Annotated in this window: 20 protein-coding genes; 17 read left to right on the forward strand and 3 right to left on the reverse strand. The window is 40.1% G+C overall.

What is annotated here, in order from left to right:
- Positions 1-255 precede the first annotated feature (255 nt).
- Together RYX56_RS17040 and RYX56_RS17045 are read left to right on the forward strand one after the other, a co-directional pair.
- Positions 256-1,815, forward strand: coding sequence for a Vga family ABC-F type ribosomal protection protein (locus tag RYX56_RS17040; RefSeq protein ID WP_317123332.1), 1,560 nt, complete (start codon positions 256-258; stop codon positions 1,813-1,815).
- Positions 1,816-1,895: 80 nt separating this feature from the next.
- Positions 1,896-2,678 (forward strand): Cof-type HAD-IIB family hydrolase, encoded by a 783-nt coding sequence (locus RYX56_RS17045; RefSeq protein ID WP_317123246.1) that lies wholly within the window; start codon positions 1,896-1,898, stop codon positions 2,676-2,678.
- A gap of 63 nt (positions 2,679-2,741) precedes the next feature.
- Here the strand turns inward: RYX56_RS17045 and thpD are convergent, their stop codons facing one another.
- Positions 2,742-3,653: an ectoine hydroxylase gene (gene thpD, locus RYX56_RS17050; RefSeq protein ID WP_317123247.1), complete on the reverse strand. Its 912-nt coding sequence runs from the start codon at positions 3,651-3,653 to the stop codon at positions 2,742-2,744.
- Positions 3,654-3,896: 243 nt separating this feature from the next.
- On the opposite strand from thpD, the gene RYX56_RS17055 reads away from it, so the two are divergent.
- From RYX56_RS17055 to RYX56_RS17120, 14 genes are all read left to right on the forward strand, one after another.
- Positions 3,897-4,190, forward strand: coding sequence for a DNA-binding protein (locus RYX56_RS17055; RefSeq protein WP_317123248.1), 294 nt, complete (start codon positions 3,897-3,899; stop codon positions 4,188-4,190).
- Positions 4,191-4,231: 41 nt separating this feature from the next.
- Positions 4,232-4,714: an SRPBCC family protein gene (locus RYX56_RS17060; protein WP_317123249.1), complete on the forward strand. Its 483-nt coding sequence runs from the start codon at positions 4,232-4,234 to the stop codon at positions 4,712-4,714.
- 342 nt (positions 4,715-5,056) lie between these two features.
- Positions 5,057-6,205 carry an acyl-CoA dehydrogenase family protein gene (locus tag RYX56_RS17065; RefSeq protein WP_317123250.1) on the forward strand — a complete coding sequence of 383 codons (1,149 nt, stop codon included), beginning with the start codon at positions 5,057-5,059 and terminating at the stop codon, positions 6,203-6,205.
- A gap of 16 nt (positions 6,206-6,221) precedes the next feature.
- Complete coding sequence (locus RYX56_RS17070; RefSeq protein ID WP_317123251.1) at positions 6,222-6,806, forward strand: TetR/AcrR family transcriptional regulator; 585 nt, start codon at positions 6,222-6,224, stop codon at positions 6,804-6,806.
- 51 nt (positions 6,807-6,857) lie between these two features.
- Positions 6,858-8,357, forward strand: a complete 1,500-nt coding sequence (locus RYX56_RS17075; protein ID WP_317123252.1) for a class I adenylate-forming enzyme family protein — start codon at positions 6,858-6,860, stop codon at positions 8,355-8,357.
- A 13-nt stretch (positions 8,358-8,370) separates the two neighbouring features.
- The gene (locus RYX56_RS17080) at positions 8,371-9,147 is read left to right on the forward strand and encodes an enoyl-CoA hydratase/isomerase family protein (protein WP_317123253.1); all 777 of its coding nucleotides are present in this window, start codon (positions 8,371-8,373) and stop codon (positions 9,145-9,147) included.
- Positions 9,148-9,169: 22 nt separating this feature from the next.
- Positions 9,170-10,312 (forward strand): TRAP transporter substrate-binding protein, encoded by a 1,143-nt coding sequence (locus RYX56_RS17085; protein ID WP_317123254.1) that lies wholly within the window; start codon positions 9,170-9,172, stop codon positions 10,310-10,312.
- A gap of 71 nt (positions 10,313-10,383) precedes the next feature.
- A complete protein-coding gene (locus RYX56_RS17090) occupies positions 10,384-11,694 on the forward strand; it encodes a TRAP transporter large permease (protein ID WP_317123255.1) in 1,311 nt (436 codons plus the stop codon).
- A gap of 36 nt (positions 11,695-11,730) precedes the next feature.
- Entirely contained in the window at positions 11,731-12,261 is a 531-nt protein-coding gene (locus tag RYX56_RS17095; protein WP_317123256.1) for a TRAP transporter small permease, read from the forward strand.
- Complete coding sequence (locus RYX56_RS17100; protein WP_317123333.1) at positions 12,255-13,442, forward strand: acetyl-CoA C-acetyltransferase; 1,188 nt, start codon at positions 12,255-12,257, stop codon at positions 13,440-13,442. Before RYX56_RS17095 ends, RYX56_RS17100 begins: the two co-directional genes overlap by 7 nt.
- Positions 13,443-13,453: 11 nt before the next feature.
- Positions 13,454-14,404 carry an NAD(P)H-dependent flavin oxidoreductase gene (locus tag RYX56_RS17105; RefSeq protein ID WP_317123257.1) on the forward strand — a complete coding sequence of 317 codons (951 nt, stop codon included), beginning with the start codon at positions 13,454-13,456 and terminating at the stop codon, positions 14,402-14,404.
- Between the two features lie 15 nt (positions 14,405-14,419).
- On the forward strand, positions 14,420-15,244 hold the full coding sequence (locus RYX56_RS17110) for an enoyl-CoA hydratase-related protein (RefSeq protein WP_317123258.1): 825 nt from the start codon (positions 14,420-14,422) through the stop codon (positions 15,242-15,244).
- Between the two features lie 14 nt (positions 15,245-15,258).
- On the forward strand, positions 15,259-16,038 hold the full coding sequence (locus RYX56_RS17115; protein ID WP_317123259.1) for an enoyl-CoA hydratase/isomerase family protein: 780 nt from the start codon (positions 15,259-15,261) through the stop codon (positions 16,036-16,038).
- Positions 16,039-16,057: 19 nt separating this feature from the next.
- The gene (locus RYX56_RS17120; RefSeq protein WP_317123260.1) at positions 16,058-16,906 is read left to right on the forward strand and encodes a 3-hydroxybutyryl-CoA dehydrogenase; all 849 of its coding nucleotides are present in this window, start codon (positions 16,058-16,060) and stop codon (positions 16,904-16,906) included.
- Between the two features lie 199 nt (positions 16,907-17,105).
- Here RYX56_RS17120 and RYX56_RS17125 read toward each other — a convergent pair whose 3' ends face one another.
- Both RYX56_RS17125 and RYX56_RS17130 read right to left on the reverse strand, forming a co-directional pair.
- Positions 17,106-17,276, reverse strand: a complete 171-nt coding sequence (locus tag RYX56_RS17125; protein ID WP_317123261.1) for an aspartyl-phosphate phosphatase Spo0E family protein — start codon at positions 17,274-17,276, stop codon at positions 17,106-17,108.
- Between the two features lie 239 nt (positions 17,277-17,515).
- Positions 17,516-17,839 (reverse strand): YolD-like family protein, encoded by a 324-nt coding sequence (locus RYX56_RS17130; RefSeq protein WP_317123262.1) that lies wholly within the window; start codon positions 17,837-17,839, stop codon positions 17,516-17,518.
- A 100-nt stretch (positions 17,840-17,939) separates the two neighbouring features.
- Here RYX56_RS17130 and RYX56_RS17135 point away from each other — a divergent pair, with 100 nt between their 5' ends.
- On the forward strand, positions 17,940-19,217 hold the full coding sequence (locus RYX56_RS17135) for a Y-family DNA polymerase (RefSeq protein WP_317123263.1): 1,278 nt from the start codon (positions 17,940-17,942) through the stop codon (positions 19,215-19,217).
- Positions 19,218-19,231: the final 14 nt, after the last annotated feature.

The following is a 19,231-nucleotide window of genomic DNA, read 5'->3' on the forward strand; positions in this document are numbered from 1 at the left end:
CAATTACATGAAGTACTAATCCTATTAAGAAAGCAATCAATTAAAGGCACTTTTTAAGCAGGTAACAGGTAACCGTCTCTGCTTTTTAAGATTGCCCTCAATTGACCCTTTCAGGATAGGATTGGACTTCTATAGTTGGGCCTAAAAAGAGTCGTCTCTATTTTGGCATGTCCACCTATATGTATGCTTCCTATTCTGAATCCAGATAGGAGGCTTTTTTTGTCTCCAACACTTAAGAAGAATGGGGATGAGTCAATGTTATTGGAAGCGACAACTATCAAAGTATCTATTGGCGATCGATTATTGATCGATGTCGGGCACCTCGACATTCAAAAAGGCGATCGGATTGGCTTAGTCGGAAAAAATGGAAGCGGGAAAACGACGTTATTAAAAGGATTAGCTGGAGACATTTCGTTTGAGGGCGGGGTGGTTGCGACGTATACCACCTGCGAGTTATTACCGCAGCTAAAGCGAACAGATATAACAAAAAGTGGAGGAGAAATCACGCAGGAATATATTAATAAAGTTCTTATGAAGGAACCAGAACTATTATTTGCAGATGAGCCAACGACCAATTTAGATACCGCACATATTGAATGGCTCGAAAAAAAATTGAAGAATTGGAAAGGAGCATTCGTTGTAGTCTCTCATGACCGTGCCTTTTTAGATGCTCTTTGTACGAAGATCTGGGAGATCAATAAAGGGTCAATAACAGAATATAAGGGGAACTACACCGCTTATTCAGAACAAAAAAAGATCGAACAGGAGCAAGACTTAGCAGCCTATGAAAAGTATGAGAAAAAGAAGAGACAGCTAGAGGAAGCATTAAAAGCAAAAGAACAAAAAGCTGAACGAGCGACGAAAACACCTAAAAATGTAAGTAAGTCTGAAGCGAGAATCACTGGTGCCAAGCCCTACTTTGCGAAAAAACAAAAGAAGCTTCAGAAAACGGGTAAAGCGATTGAAACTAGATTAGAAAAGTTGGATCAAGTAGAGAAGCCAAAAGAAGCACCTCCTCTGAAAATGAACCTACCATATCAAGAAACATTTACAGGAAGGATTATGCTTAGAGTAGAAGACGTCTCTGGAATGGTGGGCAAGCGTGTTCTGTGGGAGAAAACGAGCTTTTATATTCGTGGCGGTGATAAAGTAGCGATCATTGGACCGAATGGAAGCGGGAAAACAACACTCGTGAAAAAAATCATTAACGAAGAGGAAGGAATCATCCTTTCTCCGTCGATGAAAATTGGCTATTTTAGTCAGAACTTAACAATCTTAGATCCAGACAAAACAATCTTAGAGAATGTTCGTTCCACCTCTATTCAAGATGAAACCCTCATTCGTACGATACTTGCGAGGCTTCATTTCTTCAGAGAGGATGTTCATAAGCCAATCCATGTTCTAAGTGGTGGTGAGCGAGTAAAAGTAGCTTTGGCTAAATTATTTGTGAGCAATTGTAACACCCTCATTTTGGATGAGCCGACCAATTACTTAGATACCGAAGCTGTTGAAGCTTTGGAAGCCTTACTAACAGAGTATGAGGGGAGCGTCATCTTTGTCTCTCATGACCGACGCTTCATCGAGCTTGTGGCGACCCGAATTGTATCATTCGACCATAAAAAGCTGGAAGTATTTGAAGGGACGTATCAGCAATATCAGCAGCATCAGCCACAGGAAACAAGAGATCAAACGGAGGATGCACGAATGATTCTAGATACGAAAATATCAGAAGTACTAAGCCGGCTAAGCATCGACCCATCCGATGAGTTAGAAAAAGAGTTTCAGAAATTGTTAGAAGAAAAGAGGAAATTATAGTAACTGATACTGCCATCTTGAAGCATTCTTTGTTACGATAAAGAAGAGAGAAGCAAATTAAGATTTATAGGAGTGGAACCATGACAGATAAAAAAATCATTTTCTTTGATATTGATGGAACGCTGTTAGACCATGATAAGAAGTTACCGCCCGCAACAAAAGAGGCGATCCAAACCTTACAAAATGACGGCCATGAAGTGGCAATCGCAACTGGTCGTGGACCTTTTATGTATGAAGATTTGCGCGAGGAATTAGGGATTCAAAATTTCGTCAGCTACAATGGGCAATATGTCGAAGTGGAAGGCGAAATGATTTTCGGTAATTCACTTAACCAAGACAAATTAGAAGAACTAACAGAACTCGCAGCTACACAAGATCACCCGCTTGTCTATATGGGGAAAAAGGAAATGAAAGCGAACGTAGAGCATCATAATCATATTGTGGAAAGTATTGGTACGTTAAAAGTAGAAGCCTTTCCAACACATGAGCCCGAGTATTTTAAAATGGAACATATTTATCAAACGCTCTTGTTCTGTGAGCGTGATGAAGAAACACTTTACGAGCAAAAGTTTGAAGCATTTGATTTCATCCGTTGGCACCCGCTTTCAGTCGATATCTTGCCAAAAGGCGGTTCAAAAGCAAAAGGCATTGAGATGATGATTGCTAAATTAAACATCAAACCGGAAAATGTCTATGCATTTGGTGATGGATTAAACGATATCGAGATGCTCTCAACTGTTGCACATGGTGTGGCGATGGGCAATGCTCATGACGAAACGAAAGAAGTAGCCAAATACGTGACAAAAGCAGTTGATGAAGATGGGATTGTGCACGGATTGAAGATGGTAGGATTGTTGAAATAGAAAACATATAAAGGCCATTCAGCTCAAACTGAATGGCCTTCTCTTATGAATAATTCTTCATTCTTACTTAAGTATTTTTTCTTTTCCGAGTGGTTCGGTTGTTTTGCGAACAGCGATGTATTCTGGTCGTTCTCCTGCACCTGCAAATGGTTCAACGAGTTTATTTTCGACACTGTTGTACACCATGAACAAATTGTTACGTGGGTACGGGGTCATATTGCTTGTTGAAGCATGCATTGTGTTCGATTCAAAAATAGTAATGGTTCCTGCTTTTCCAGTCGCAACAGATAGACCGCCACCTTGGTCGACTAACCACTTTAAGCTATCATTATCTGGGACACCCACTTTTTGAGTTTTCAGTGATTCTTTGTAATTGTCTTCAGGTGTTGCGCCTATACAACTCACATAATACTTATGAGAACCTGGTACGAGCATCAGTGGTCCGTTGTGTACATAGTTGTCTGATAGGGCAATCGACATGCTTAATGCACGCATTCTAGGCATCCCGTCTTCTGTATGCCACGTCTCAAAATCCGAATGCCAATTAAACTCCTTACCTGAAAATCCTGGCTTATAGTTTATTCGGGATTGATGGACATATACGTCACTTCCGAGTAGATGATTGACGATATCAAGTAAGCGCTGATCAGCTGCAATGTCCTTGAAGTAATCGTCATCTTGATCCACTGCAAAAATCGATCGGATTTCATTGCTATTAGGCTCACGAATCATTTTCTCAGATTGTACGCAGCTATTTGATTCCTGTAATTCGAAAATCGCTTTTTGCATAGCAGCTACTTCCTTATCTGAGAAGAGATTTTCAATTTGTAAAAAGCCATTCTCCTCATAGAAATCAAGCTGGTCTTTCGTGAGTGGAGCCTCGTGATCATGCTTTCGGTCGGTATGAATCACAGGGTCTCTACGCTTCATGATCTGCGGTTTCTCGCTTATTCTTGAAGGGTAAAAGTCTTCCATTCTTCAAACACTCCCATTATCTTGATCTCAGATATCTGCTTAATAGCTATATCTGGCTCACTCACACTCATACCACTCAAATTTTCTGAATAAACATAAATTTCAAAAAGGAGAAAAATAAACGTATCACTTTACTAGTGGTAATCGAACATTTACATGGTTTCGCTTGTTTAGAGTGGTTATGTGATAAATTTAAATTGTAACTAAACTTATTCACATAATTAATTCAGTGGGGAGGTGTACATGATGGATTTTCTCTGGCTTGCTCTTGGTATCGCTGCAGCTGGTTTTTTTATCGGTGAAGGGATTCGTAATATAAACAATCCAAACCCAAAGAACATGATGGACTATCTAAATGAAGAAGAGGATCATGAATTAATTAAAGAAAAGCATGTTCATCACTTTTTAGGCGTGTCAAAAGAAGATGCGACAAAGCTTCTTGAGGAATACCCAAGTGTCCCGCATATTCGTTTGAATGGGACCATCTATTACCCAAAAGAGAAATTACGCAATTGGATAAAGGAAATTAGGGTATAGGGAGAAGAAAACATACTACATAGCTTGAAAGGGTGAGGCGAATGAGCGATTATTCAACAACGACGGTAGAAATGACGAGATTGATTCAAGCACCTGTGGAAATGGTATTTGATGCATGGCTGAATCCTGATGTCATGAGAAAATGGTTGTTTACAACCGAAGAAACTAACAAGTCAGCCACGAATGAGCCAGTTGAAGGTGGTACATGGGAGATCATTGATCACAGAGAGGGCACAGACTACAGAGGAATCGGTTCTTACGTTAAAATGGAACGCCCAACAACGCTTGTTTTCACGTTCAAGATGCCTCAATTTAGTGAAAGTGAAGATACGATTCAAGTCACATTTGCCGAACAGGAAAATAATTGCCTCATGACATTCACCCATGAAATCATCGTTCCCCATGAACCCGAATGGACCAGAAAGGATATTGAAAAAGCTTTACATGAATACAACCTCCAAACTGAACAAGGCTGGAGCATGATGTTTGATAACTTGAAGCAGATTGTGGAAGTGAGTTATTAACTGATTGAACGAGCGATTTACTTTTAATCAACACTATTCTCATAGGAGGATAGTGTTTTTTATGTGTGCGATCCAATATAAAAAGACTTATATTAAGATGAAAAAAGTGAAATAAAAGATTAGTAGTTGGCGTATAAATAAAGAAGTGTTCAAATTTCTAACTACATTTAAATTGACTAGATCAGTATTTATGAGGATTTTTTTAAAGTTTTAATTTCTTTGTTTAAAAATTATACGCAGTTCAAAAAAATGTTGACATTCAATATTTGGGCTTTATAATGAGGATTAATAGAGTGAATATTAGGAAAATTATAAAAATATGAGAGATTGGGAGTGTGATCTGTGAAGGCTCCATTTCTAAATGAAGAACATGAGCTTTTTAGAATATCATTACGGAAGTTTTTGGATAAAGAAGCGTATCCTTATTTCAATCAATGGGAAGATAATAAAGCAATTCCGAGAGAGTTTTGGTTGAAAATGGGGGAGAATGGATTTTTCTGCCCGTGGGTGAGCGAAGAGTATGGGGGGTTAGGACTAGATTTTTCATACTCAATGGTTCTCCATGAAGAACTAGAGAAGGTAGGTCAAGGGGTAGCAAGTGGAATGTGTTTGCATTCTGATATTGTCACTCCTTATCTATCAACACTAGGAACAGAAGAACAAAAGAAAAAATGGCTACCTAAATGTATAAGTGGTGAGATTATTACAGCGATTGCCATGACTGAACCTGGTGCAGGGTCAGATCTTGCAGGAGTAAGAACTACAGCTATACGCGAAGGTGATCACTATGTTTTAAATGGTGAAAAAACATTCATTACAAATGGCATCAATGCTGATTTAGTAGTTGTAGTATGTAAAACAGATCCTACTGCTAGTCCCGCGCATAAAGGAATAAGCCTGCTAGTGATAGAGAACGGAACAGAAGGATTCACAAGAGGTAAAGACCTGAAGAAAATTGGAATTCACAGTGGAGATACAGGTGAGCTCATTTTTGATAATGCGAAAGTACCTGCCAGAAATCTACTAGGTGAAGAAGGTAAAGGTTTTTATTATCTTATGGATAAACTTCAACAGGAACGATTAATTGTTGCGATCCAATGCCAAGTTGAAGCTGAGGTTATGTTAGACATAACGATCAATTACGTTAAAGAACGAAAAGCTTTTGGACAATCGATTAGTAAATTCCAAAATACTCAGTTCAAAATCGCTGAGATGGCTACTGAAATCGACATTGGTCGTAATTACATCAACCAGTTAACAGCAAGACATATACAAAATGAAGATATCGTTAAAGAAGTATCGATGGCTAAATGGTGGATTAGTGAAATGGCTAAGCGAGTTGCTGCAGAGTGTCTACATCTCCATGGTGGATATGGTTATATGGAAGAATATGAGATTGCTAGAAGGTATCGTGATATTCCGGTTGCAAGTATTTATGCGGGCACAACTGAGGTCATGAAATCAATTATTGCTAAAAAATTACACTTGTGAAAATGGAGGAGGATTCATGAAGCTTTCGGAAAAGAAGGCATTAAAAAAGAAAGAAGAAATTATCTTATCAGCAGTAAAGATCATGAATCGCAAAGGGTATCACGGGGCGACTATGGAAGATATTGCAGCTGAGTTATTAATGACAAAAGGAGCTCTCTATTACTATTTTAGAAACAAAGAGGATATTATCTTTAAATGTCACGAGCTTGTTTTAACTCGTGCTATAGAGGAATTAGAAACCTACCTTTATGAAGATAGCACGAATGAAGAGAAGTTAAGGAAAATGATCTACACTCATATCGATTATGCGATTGGTGAAAAAGAAACATTTAATATGATCTCAAAGCCAGATCATACGTTTTCTAAAGAACAGCTCAAACCGATTTTGTCCAAACGAATTGCCTATGCAAGTGTCTTTGATCGAGTGATTCAACAAGGGATCGAATCAAAAGAATTTACAGTAGATGAACCGAAATTTGTACGGATGATTCTGCTTGGAGCCATGAACTGGATTCAGCAGTGGTATAATGCCGAAGGAGGAAAAAGCATAGAAGAATTACAAAAGATTTATGCAGACTACTTACTAAAAGTAGTTAAATAATAAAAAAGTAAAATTAAAGCGCTTACATTATTTTAGGAGGGTTAAGAAAACATGATGATCTCAGAAAAGTTAGCGTTATGTGCAGAGCAGAACCCATCAAAAGTGATTACGATTTATAACAATCGAGAGACAACGTATGCCAAGTTCTATCAACAAGCTCAAAATCTAGCAGGATACTTTCAAGCGAAAGGGTATCAAAAAGATGATATTATCGCTGCTTACTTACACAACTCCGATTATTTTCTAGTGTGCTACTATGCTTGTCAGATTGGTGGATTCACGATCTTACCAGTTAATAATAAATTGACGGCAAGAGAGATTCATTATATCTTTACCCACTCAGAAGCTAAAGCACTCATTTATGATGAACGGTTTCAAACGGTAGTAGAAGAATTACAAGAAACGATTAACAACATGGATGATCTGCTAGTAGTTGGTGAAAAAGAGAATACGTTAGACGACGTGATAAATGGACCCGCACTTCCGGTAGAAAAGAAGGGTAATCGAGGCAATGATACTGCGGTTGTCTTTTATACATCCGGCACAACCGGTAAGCCAAAAGGAGTGATGTTATCGGCTTCTAATATTGAAGCTTCAACAAGAATATGGATCGAAGCGATGGAGATTACAAGTGACGATCGCATGCATATTGTAGCGCCGTTATTCCACTGTGCAGCTAGTAATGTATTTAGTTTACCTGTCATCTACGCAGGTGGAACGGTTATTATCGAAGAAGCCTTCTCACCTGAGCAAACACTTCAAACGATGGAAGAAGAAAATGTAACGATTTTCTTTGGAGTCCCAGCCATGTACAGCATCCTGCTAAATACCCCTAAGATGTCTACTTTAGATTTATCAAGCTTACGATTATTCACGTACGGGGCAGCGCCAATGCCTTATGAGTTAGTCAAAAAAGTAAAAGCACTCTACCCGAATATAAAAGTACAAAATTTATATGGTCAAACGGAAAACTCTCCTGCTGCCACTACGTTAAAAGACCATTATGCTCTTGATAAGGTAGGGTCTGTAGGCGAAGTTCTACCTCAAACAGAAATTCGTGTCGTCGATGAATTCGGTGAACCAGTTCCAGTCGGTGAAGTTGGAGAAATTATTGTAAAAGGTCCACAAGTAATGAAAGGGTATTTAAAAAATGAGGAAGCAACGAATGTAGCTTTAAAAGATGGATGGCTCTACAGCGGTGATCTTGGGCGATTTGATGAAGACGGTCTTCTCTATATCGTTGATCGAAAGAAAGATATGATTATCCGTGGTGGGGAAAATGTGTATCCTGTTGAAATTGAAGAAGTTCTCTATGAGATCCCAGAGCTACTAGAGGCTGCGATTGTAGGCGTACCAGATAAAGTGCTAGGTGAAGTGCCGAAAGCTTATGTTGTCCTAAAAGAAGGAGCCGATGTTGAAGAAGAGGCGATCTTACAGTTCTGTAAGAAGAAACTTGCTACTTATAAGCTACCAAAAGAAGTGGAATTCATTGATAGTTTACCAAGAAATGCGAGTGGAAAAGTGTTAAAAACATCGCTACGTAACCAATAAGGGGAGGTATGATTTGGCTCAATCTGTTTTATATACCGTAGAGAACCAGATTGCTATGATCACATTAAATCGACCTGAAAAGCTCAATACTCTTTCAAGGGAGCTCGTAGTCGAATTAACGGAAGCGCTAAATCGTGCGAAAGTCGATGATGAAGTTCGAGTGGTACTCCTTTCTGCAAACGGGAAATCATTTTGTGCAGGAGGCGACCTTGAGATGATGAGTGAGCTCTCATCGGAATCCCAAGCTTTAAATTGGATGCAAGAAGCTTCAGAGTTAACGCTTAACATTCGTTCTCATCCCAAATATGTCGTCTGTGCCGTGCAAGGTTTTGCTGCAGGGGCTGGATTTAGTTTAGCTTTAGCTTCTGACTTTATAGTGGCAGAAGCGACGGCTAAATTCACGCTTAGTTTTGCAAAAGTGGGCTTAGTTCCTGACCTAGGACTCTTTGGACTTCTCCTAGAAAGAGTCCCGATCAACCTTTTAAAAGAATGGATTGCTTTTTCTACAGTCTTAAGTGCTGAGGAATTACATCATAAAGGAATTGTTAATCGAGTGACGACGAGCGAACTAAAAGAGACAGCGTATGAATTTTCGGAATGTTTAGTTAACGGTAGCCCTTTTAGTCAATCCTATACGAAATCGATTCTCAACGAATTGGTTCACCAAAAGCTTCGACAAAGTGTTTCAGTAGAGAATGGGGTTCAAGCGATGCTTTTACAAACGAAAGATCATAAAGAAGGAATTCAAGCATTCTTTGAAAAAAGAGATCCAGTATTTACTGGTCACTAATAAAAAAAAGGGGATCATTCAAATGAAAAAAAATGTATTTGGGATTTTATGCGCTTCGGTCATGCTCTTTTTAGCAGCTTGTGGGGGAGAAGAGACATCTACAGCTGAAGCTGAAACAGACAACGCTAGTAATACAGTAATAGAAGCTAAGAACTTACGAGCGTCTTCAGGGGTTTCTGACAAACACTTCTGGCACCGAGGGTTTTTCCAACCACTAATGGACCGCGTTGAAGAAGAGACAGATAACCAAATCACATTTGATGCATTTACAGCTGGGGAGCTAGTAGGACTTGGAACCGAGTATGATGCTTTGCGTCAGGGATCAATTGATGTTGCTCTAACATTTATGGCTCCATATGATCCGCAACGTTTCCCTTATACAGAAGTGGTTATGTTACCTTTGCTTGAATCAGATGCCAATATTGCAGCAACAGCAATGGTTAATATGATGAAAAGTGATCGTGAAGTTCAAGATGGAAAAACATATTATGATCTAGAGTTTGGAGATAAAGGTCTAGTAGCATTCGCTAACCCTCCAACAGAACCTTACGTCATATCAACAACAGATCACACGTTTGATTCAGTTAGTGACTTTAATCAACAAATCAGAATTCGTACCGCTTCGCGAGTACATGAAATTCTAGCTTCAAAGCTTGGAATTACCTCTTTATCGATGCCGATTACAGATGCGTATGATGCGCTAAGCCGTAACGCTCTTGATGGATTGTTCTACAATGTTCCAGATTGGATTGCAATGGGCTTTGATGAGTTAATTAACCACACAATTGAAGGTGCAAACCTTGGACACTTTGTTGGTCATACGGTGATGACTGAAGAAACATGGGAAAGTTTAGCTCCAGAAGTTCAAGAACTTTTTGCGACAGCATCTGAAGAAATCATTTTTGATGGGGCAGCACTTGCGATGAGTGAGACGGAGTTAAACGTTGAGAATAATATTGAAAAAGGCGGAGAGTTTACACACTTAAATGACCTACCTGCAGAAGTTAACCAACATTTAACAGAAGCGATGGTAGACACATGGTTTGATTGGATTGATAACTTAGAAGGACAAGGAATTGCAGGTAAAGAAATGGCGATGTTATGGCGCGATATGTTAGTAGAAGCAGGTGCTGAGTTGCCGCAAGAAATTTTAGATATTAACTAATAAAAGTTGAAGAGTGGAGCTTTATATTATGTAAGGCTCCCTTTTTAATTCACAAGAGTGGGGTGAATGAGGTGTTTGAAAGTATAGTCATTACGGTCGTGCTCCTACTATTTTTGTATCTACTTGTGATGGGGCAATTTATCAGTTCACTCTTACTTACTGTAGGGATGATAGGTATTTATCTGCTTGGTGGGCTCCCTTTACTAGACGGCTTCATTCAAAGTGAGCCTTTCAACCGGGTTGCGAGTTATTCACTGACAACCATCCCTTTATATATTTTAATGGCTCAATTTATCCTACAAGCTGGCATTATTAAAGATTTGTATAATTTGGTATTTCGCATCTCGCGTGGAAAGCAGGGAGTTCTAGGCGTATTAACCGTATTTATTGGTGGACTGCTTGGTGGTGTGTCTGGCTCTGGTACAGCTACGTCTGCAGCTCTTGGGCAAATTGCCGTTCCGGAACTTAAAAGGCGTGGATATCCTGATGGACTCGCTGGTACTCTCGCTGCTGTATCTGGTTCACTATCAGCAATCATCCCACCAAGTGTAATCTTGATTTTATATGGAGTGGTTGCACAAATATCGATTGGTCAGTTGTTTGCCGCTTCTATGATTCCTGGTATTTTGCTGATGATTTCTTTTTCATTAATTACTATCGTATATTTACGTATTTACAGCAACAAAATGGAAGCTCCAGCAACCTATGAAAAGGACGATGATACACCTATATCTAGATATGTCATTGTTGTTTTAGCTGGCTTTTTTATCGTCGGTTCGATTTTTGGTGGGATTTACACAGGAACGTTTACACCGACAGAGGCTGGTGCAGTTGGGGCATTTATTAGCTTAATTGTCGCCGCAGTTCTTGGTAAAGTGAATAAAGCTTTCTTCATCAAATCGATCTTTGAGACTACAAAAGTAACTGTAATGGCGATGTTTATTGTAGTTGGTGCTTCATTATTTGGGAGATTTATTTCTCTTTCTTTAATTCCTAGAAAGATTATTGACCTATTAGGACCATTACTAGACTATCCAGTGTTGCTTATTATCATCATTATGGTGTTTTATTTCTTCTTGTTTATGTTTATTGAAGGGGTGGCGGTCATATTAATGACGGTCCCAATTATCTCTCCTTTACTTGCAGCCATAAATGTGGATCCGCTTTGGTTTGGGATCTTACTTGCCATTGTTTGTACGATCGGCATGATCACTCCACCAGTTGGGATTAGTGTGTATGCCGTCGGAGGGGTCTCGGGAATATCGATAGAGAAGTTATTTAGGACATCGACGGTATTTGCGATTATTGCATCAATTATAGTCATTGGTCTATTAATCTTATTCCCGGAACTTGTGACGTGGTTACCAAGCCAGATGAATTAGGGTACCAGAACACTTAAAGGAAAGTAGTTGATTACAATGGAGGATAAACTTCAAAAGGTAATAAAGATTCATGAAGTCCTAAAAGTAAGCGGTGTTTACGTAAGCGGGATTGCAGTGATTGGCATGATGCTTTTAATTGTCACAGATGTCGTCCTAAGGAATGTCTTTAGTTCACCGATCTCTGGTACTTATGAAATTGTTCAATATTATTTAATGCCACTTGCTATTTTTCCAGCTCTAGCTTTTACGTATAGCTCGGGAGTTCTTCCTAGGCTATCCGAAGTCGTTGAGAAGCTACCGAAGAAATTCAATCAAGTGAATCGCATATTAATATACGTGATTGAAATGGTGATTTTTACATTCCTAACAATCTATGGATGGAAATTTGCGATGTCAGGTTTGGCAGACCAAATGGCGATTCCGGTCAGTGGAAATCTCATCCCGCTTTATCCTATTTACTTTTTAGTTCCAATTGGATTTGCATTAGTCCTTATGGAAGTCTTACTAGCTAATGCGAAGAAATTGCAGGAAAAAAGAACACAAAAATTAGAGGAGGCAAAATCATGACAGCTTATTTAATAGAAGGAGCACGTACAGCATTTACTAGTTTTGGAGGGTCTTTTGTCAACACATCTGCGACGGAATTGGGTACTGCTACAGCTAAGGAGGCCTTAAAGCGTGCCAAGGTTGATGCTGAGAAGGTCGATCATGTCATTTACGGGAATGTCATTCATACTGATGTGAATGCTTCCTATCTATCAAGACATATTGGACTTCAAGCAGGTGTACCCCAGGATCGACCAGCCTACAACGTTAATCGATTATGTGGTTCCGGTACGCAAGCGATCGTTTCTGCTGCTCAACAGATCTTATTAGGAGAAGCCGAGCTTGTCTTAGCAGGCGGGGCTGAGAACATGTCGATGTCACCACATGCTAATTTCACAAGTCGCTTTAATCCCCAAAAATATGGTGGACTTAAGTTTGAAGATATGTTGTTACAGACGTTAACGGATCAATATACCGGAAATGGAATGGGAATGACTGCTGAAAAGCTTGCTGAGCAATATTCGATTTCAAGAGAAGAGCAGGATGAATATGCTCAACTTAGTCAAGAACGTGCGACTCACTCTGCCGAATCAGGTATCTTCGAGAAGGAGATTGTTGGTGTGAAGGTTCAGTCTAGAAAAGGATCTACTTTAATTTCAGAAGATGAGCATATCAAAAAAGATATGACCTATGAAAAGCTTGCTACCTTAAAGCCGTCCTTCAAAAAAGAGGGAACGGTAACGGCAGGTAATGCAAGCGGGATTAATGATGGTGCAGCTTCAGTCATTATAGCCAGTGAGAAGGCCGTAAGTGAAAACGGTCTGAAGCCACTCGCGAAGATTGTGTCATGGGGTGTGGTTGGTGTGGATCCTACGATTATGGGAATTGGACCTGTGCCTGCTATTAAACAGGCGTTGAAACGTGCAGATCTAACAATTGACGAGATGGATTTAATTGAAGTAAATGAAGCCTTTGCTGCCCAATACTTAGCTGTTGAAAAAGAGCTTAAATTAGATCGGGCGAAAACCAATGTGAATGGAGGAGCGATCGCATTAGGGCATCCAGTAGGTGCAAGCGGAACGAGAATTGTCCTCTCACTAGCTTATGATCTAAAAAGAAAAGGATTGAAATTCGGGGTGGCTAGTTTATGTATTGGGGGCGGTCAAGGGATTGCCTTAATTATTGAAAATGAGCAAATGTAGGAGGAAGGTAAATGAATGAAAAATGGAAAAAAATAATGGATGGTGTCTCAATACCAGTGATTGCGGCTCCAATGTTTTTAGTATCAAGCCCCGCTCTTGTAATCGAGTCTTGTAAAAAAGGAATCATCGGCTCGTTTCCTTTATTGAATGCACGAACCTCAGACTTATTAGAAGAGTGGATACTAGACATTAAACAGCAATTAAATGCCTTTCAAGAAGAAACAGGCAAACAAGCAGCGCCGTGGGCTGTAAACTTTATCGCTCATTCCTCGAATAAACGATTAGAGAGTGATCTTGAACTAATCAAGAAATACCAACCGCCTATTGTCATCACTTCCTTAGGACATCCTGGAGCTGTGTTGGAGGTTGTGCATTCGTATGGAGGTCTAGTCATCTCAGATGTGAGTAACTTAAAACACGCTAGAAAAGCTGCTACTACGGGCGTAGATGGATTAATTCTAGTGTGTGGTGGAGCTGGAGGTCATGCAGGTGAGATTAATCCGTTTGCTTTTCTAGGAGCTGTTAAGAAATTTTGGGATGGTGTAACCATTCTTGCTGGTTCTATCTCTACAGGGAAAGATGTTCTAGCTGCTGAGGTCATGGGAGCAGACTTCGCTTACATGGGAACGAGGTTTATCTCGACGAAAGAAAGTGTGGCAACTGATGCATACAAGGAAATGCTTGCTACGTCTTCTTTAGAGGATCTGATTTATACTGATGCGTTTAGTGGAGTACGTGCAAATTACTTAATTCCTAGCTTGGTGAAAGAGGGGATTGATCCATCTTCATTAAAGAGTAAGCAAACGGTTGATCTAGATCATCTCGTGGATGCGAAGGCTTGGCGTGATATATGGTCAGCTGGTCAAGGGGTTACCGTGATTGAAAAAGAAGAAACGGTTACCGAGTTAGTAGACGGATTAAAAAGAGAATATGATGAAGCTCTCCACTCGATGAATCGCTGAAAAGGAGATTAGCATATGTATAAAACATTGAAGGTCGAGTTAAAGAATCGTATCACTACTATTACGTTGAACAGACCAGATGTGTTGAATGCTTTTAACACACAGATGCTTGAGGAACTCCTTCTCACTTTGGATCAGGCAGATAACGATGATGAGGTACGAGTCATTGTCATTACAGGTGAAGGACGTGCTTTCTGTGCAGGAGCAGATCTTTCTGCAGGAGATGGAGCCTTTGAAGGAGACAACATTCAAACTGAAGAAGCTAGAGATACTGGTGGTATTCTTAGCTTGAAACTTTATCAAATGAGAAAGCCGATCATAGCTGCGATCAATGGAGCTGCTGTAGGAGTAGGCATAACGATGACTCTACCAATGGATATTCGGATCATTTCAAATGATGCCAAAATCGGTTTTGTCTTCACAAGAAGAGGGATTGGACCAGAAGCATGCAGTGGCTGGTTCCTTCCGAAAATTGTTGGAATTGCAAAGGCCAGCGAATGGGTGTTAACAGGACGAATGATCACACCAAGTGAAGCACTTGATCACGGACTTGTACACGGTGTTGTACATAAAGAAGACGTCCTCACAAAAGCTTACGAGATAGCCAGTGAGATTGTCCGGAATACCTCCGCAGTATCGGTAGCCTTTTCTCGTCAACTGCTCTGGAATATGGTTGGTGAAAATGACCCGAGGAAATCTCATTTACTGGAATCGGAATTTTTGCATTGGGCAGGTTCTAGAGCAGATGCAAAAGAAGGAGTTCAATCCTTTTTAGAAAAACGAGCACCACATTTTTCATTAAGTGTGACCAAAGATATGCCTTCATTCTTTGATGATTGAGAGGGGGACGATGGATGATGCAAGAGGTACTGATAATCGAAGAGGAAAATGGTGTTTTTACAGCTGTTTTAAATAATCCACCGATGAATACACTACATGCAGAGCTAATTGATGCATTAGCGGATTTAATAGATACGCTTAGTGCTTCATCGACGACAAAAGCCCTCATCTTAACAGGGTCCGGTGAAAAAGCTTTTGCAGCTGGTGCTGATATTAATGAATTTTTAACTCTTGATTCAGCAAGAGGGAGGGAAATGTCGAAAAAAGGACAAGACATTTTTGATGCTCTTAGTTCTCTACCATTTCCAGTTATATGTGCATTAAATGGATATACACTTGGGGCAGGACTTGAGCTTGCTCTTGCTACGGATATACGAATTGCTGAAGAACAAATAAAGCTTGGGCTTCCTGAAGTGAATCTTGGAATTATTCCCGGATATGGAGGAACTCAACGACTATCTCGTCTGATTGGAATTGGAAAAGCAAAAGAGTTTATTTTCTCAGGGGACTATCTTAATGCAGAGGAAGCCTTAAGACTTGGGGTGGTTGAGAAAGTAGTGCCGAGGGGAACGGCATGTGAAGCAGCAAAAGAGTTCGCGCAATCTTTAGCTAAAAAGCCACCTTTGGCGATTGCTGGTGCGAAAAAGGCCATCAATCAAGGGATCGAAATCTCATTAAGTAAGGGTCAAGAACTGGAGAGAAAAGTATTTGGAGAATTATGCGATAGTGAAGATGCCAAAGAAGGAGCGAATGCTTTTCTAGAAAAACGAAAGCCACTTTTTCGTGGTGTTTAATACTTAAGGAGTTGAAGATATGACGAAGGGTACGATTGGTGTGATCGGTTGCGGGACAATGGGGAATGGAATCGCTCAAGTATGTGCGATGGCAGGCTTCAATGTGGTAGTGAGAGACCTTGATGAGAAGATCTTAGAACAAGCTAAGGCCACCATTGAATCAAATGTCAGAAGAATCGTCAAAAGGAAACAACTTAAAGAATCAACTGTGGAAGAGACATTAAAGAGAATGTCTTTTACAACAAATCTTGAGGAATTAAAGAATACAGATATGATCATAGAAGCGATTATTGAAAACATGGAGATAAAAAAATCTCTATTCCGCGAATTAGATGACTTATGTGCAAGTGATACGATCTTAGCAACGAATACATCTGGACTTAGTATTACCGAATTGGGTGGAGCTACAAAACGTCCGGATAAAGTTGTCGGTATGCATTTTTTTAATCCGGTACCTGTGATGCAATTAGTAGAGATCATTCGCGGAGAAGAAACATCTGATGCAACGTACGAGAAAGTTCAATCATTAAGTGAGCAAATCGGTAAGCAAGGAATTACGGTAGAAGACTCGCCTTTATTTGTTGTAAATCGTATCCTCGTACCAATGATCAGTGAAGCGATTTTTGTACTAGGGGAGGGGACGGCTTCAGCAGAGGATATTGATAAGGGAATGATGTTAGGAGCCAACCATCCCATCGGTCCACTTGCTTTAGCTGATTTAATTGGACTTGATACTTTGTTATTTGTGCAAGAAACATTATTTGAAGAATCAGGAGATTCTAAATATCGAACTCCTCCACTTCTTAAAAAGTTAGTTCGTGCAGGGCATTTAGGTAGAAAAAGTGGGAAAGGGTTTTATATGTATTAGATGAGTAGAAATGTCTCGTTCTAAGAACTCTTAGGTGCGAGGCATTTTTGTGTTGTATTGAGTTTTCTTAAGAATGACTTTGCAATGGGTGGTGGTTATCTGAGGTGTGTTTACAAAGGGTGTCAAGTTAAGAGGTTCTTGATGACGGGACCCATATCGCCGGCAAGGTTCTTGCCTTGATAAGAGGTCTTAGTATGTATTAATGTGATTTCAAACGGTTATATTTATTTAAACAAAGATCTAATCGTTGGCTAAGTTTGATTGTTTCAGGGTGCTGAAGCCCTTTTGCAAGACCAATCTTAATCATTTCTTGACGTGTTGCTTCAATCCGACTCTCTAATGTGTGAATAAGGGAATTTTTAGTCATCATTTTAAAGCTCCTATCTGATTTAGCCAGAATCCAATGAATTGGTAAATGGCAATCCTTTAGTAGTTTAAATCAATTTAGGTTTTATGTTAAGGGGTTCGACAAAGATTGCAACAATGTTACATGATTAGCAAGAATTCTTCGAGAAAAAACCGACTCTACAAGTGACGAGATCACATGCAGAGTCGGTTTTTCAATACTAGTTGTTTAAATTTCAAACTGGAACAGTGAAACCGTCCAGTTCAATTCATCTTCAACAACAGCGAAATCTCTATTTTTGTTTTTGTACCTGCCTTATCGACCACTTTTATCGCTGGCTTCACACCTGGCGCAGGTTGAATTCTCCCCTTAATCGTTTGAATCGCATTGTTCTCCCAGTAATGGATCGTCGCTTCTTCTTGATCGTTCATTTTCTCTTGCAAGGCATAATGCAATTCCTCTAGTGCTTGCTGATCTAGCTCTGGTTTTTGCGGGATACTTCGCATTGTTCGTTCACGACGAATCATGTCCATGTGTTCCGGAATAGCCAATTGTGTCCACTTAATCATCCCTCGGTACTGTTGCATGTCATCACTTCCTTTATTTTCCTCTTTATAAGAACGTGTGTTCTGGTTATAATAATCATAACGAGTAAAGCCAGCGAAGGCAAGGAAAGGATGAAAATCAATGTTTAATTATGAAGCATTCCCCAAACAGTCCTATTTATGTTGTGATTTGAAAAGCTTTTATGCAAGTGTCGCGGCTGTAAAAAGAGGTCTGCATCCTTTTGTCTGCAAACTAGCTGTAGTAGGAGACACGAAGCGTAATGGGAGTGTCGTGCTCGCTTCTACCCCTAAGCTTAAAGAGATGGGGATCAAAACAGGGTCAAGGCTGTATCAAATTCCAAAGGACCCAGATATTATCGTCGTCAATGCTGAAATGGAGGAGTTTTTAAAAATCTCTACAGAAATTACCTTGCATATGGAGCAATATGTTCCTCCTGAGGATATTTTTGTGTACTCGATTGATGAAGCGTTTATTAAATTAACGTCAAAACGACATCAAGGAGAGGAGAACCAGCGAGAGTTTGCCGAAATGCTGCAACGGTCGATTAAAGATTGCTTTGGGCTGACCCTGGCTGTTGGTTCTTCTTCTTGTAATATGTTCCTCTCAAAAGTGGCCCTAGACATCGAAGCAAAAAAGCGAGAGGATCATTTTGCTCATTGGGATTACAAAGATGTTGAGACAAAATTATGGTCAATTCAGCCGCTTTCTGAGCTTTGGGGAATTGGTGGACGTATGGAGAAAACGTTGATGAACATGGGGATTCGCACAGTTGGACAGCTTGCTAACGCTGGTTTGGAAAGGCTTGAATTTAGATTCGGAAACGTGATTGGGCAGCAGTTGTATCAGCATGCGTGGGGGATTGATGTGAGTGATATCCATAAGCCTGCCAAAGTTAAGTCCAAAAGCTACTCAGTCGGACAAATTTTACTGAGGGATTATGTCGGCGAAGAGGAGCTGATGACGGTCATTCTTGAAATGTGTGAGGAAGTTGTGCGGCGGGCTAGAGCCAATCAGGCAGTAGGTCGAACGATTAGCTTAGGATTAGGCTATAGCCGAAATGAGGGTGGAGGAGGCTTTTCAAGGCAGCTGACCATAGCGGCCCCGACGAACCACACACTCGATATTTACGAAGCATGCAAAAAACTGCTGCGCAAACATTACCGCGGTGAAACGGTTCGGCAAGTGTATGTTAGTCTTTCCAAAGTAACCCCTGATACAGAGCGGCAATTATCATTATTTGAAGATGAAGAAAAAGTGACCAAAAAACGCGAGCTCGGATATGTGATGGATGCGATTCGGCAGAAATACGGTTCCACCGCGATTCTTAGAGCAAGCTCCTATACAAAAGGAGGCACGACAAGGCACCGGAGTAAGTTGATTGCGGGGCATAAGAAGTGAGAAGACGAGAGTAT

It is taken from the genome of Alkalihalophilus lindianensis (assembly GCF_032843265.1).
GTDB lineage: Bacteria > Bacillota > Bacilli > Bacillales > Bacillaceae_D > Alkalihalophilus > Alkalihalophilus lindianensis.

Coding starts and splice junctions, on each gene's coding strand:
- RYX56_RS17085 (WP_317123254.1), top strand. CDS start 9,170: ATGAAAAAAAATGTATTTGGGATTTTATGCGCTTCGGTCATGCTCTTT.
- RYX56_RS17135 (WP_317123263.1), top strand. CDS start 17,940: ATGTTTAATTATGAAGCATTCCCCAAACAGTCCTATTTATGTTGTGAT.
- RYX56_RS17110 (WP_317123258.1), top strand. CDS start 14,420: ATGTATAAAACATTGAAGGTCGAGTTAAAGAATCGTATCACTACTATT.
- RYX56_RS17125 (WP_317123261.1), bottom strand. CDS start 17,276: ATGATGACTAAAAATTCCCTTATTCACACATTAGAGAGTCGGATTGAA.
- RYX56_RS17060 (WP_317123249.1), top strand. CDS start 4,232: ATGAGCGATTATTCAACAACGACGGTAGAAATGACGAGATTGATTCAA.
- RYX56_RS17120 (WP_317123260.1), top strand. CDS start 16,058: ATGACGAAGGGTACGATTGGTGTGATCGGTTGCGGGACAATGGGGAAT.
- RYX56_RS17055 (WP_317123248.1), top strand. CDS start 3,897: ATGATGGATTTTCTCTGGCTTGCTCTTGGTATCGCTGCAGCTGGTTTT.
- RYX56_RS17115 (WP_317123259.1), top strand. CDS start 15,259: ATGATGCAAGAGGTACTGATAATCGAAGAGGAAAATGGTGTTTTTACA.
- RYX56_RS17130 (WP_317123262.1), bottom strand. CDS start 17,839: ATGCAACAGTACCGAGGGATGATTAAGTGGACACAATTGGCTATTCCG.
- RYX56_RS17105 (WP_317123257.1), top strand. CDS start 13,454: ATGAATGAAAAATGGAAAAAAATAATGGATGGTGTCTCAATACCAGTG.
- RYX56_RS17045 (WP_317123246.1), top strand. CDS start 1,896: ATGACAGATAAAAAAATCATTTTCTTTGATATTGATGGAACGCTGTTA.
- RYX56_RS17040 (WP_317123332.1), top strand. CDS start 256: ATGTTATTGGAAGCGACAACTATCAAAGTATCTATTGGCGATCGATTA.
- thpD (WP_317123247.1), bottom strand. CDS start 3,653: ATGGAAGACTTTTACCCTTCAAGAATAAGCGAGAAACCGCAGATCATG.
- RYX56_RS17075 (WP_317123252.1), top strand. CDS start 6,858: ATGATGATCTCAGAAAAGTTAGCGTTATGTGCAGAGCAGAACCCATCA.
- RYX56_RS17095 (WP_317123256.1), top strand. CDS start 11,731: ATGGAGGATAAACTTCAAAAGGTAATAAAGATTCATGAAGTCCTAAAA.
- RYX56_RS17070 (WP_317123251.1), top strand. CDS start 6,222: ATGAAGCTTTCGGAAAAGAAGGCATTAAAAAAGAAAGAAGAAATTATC.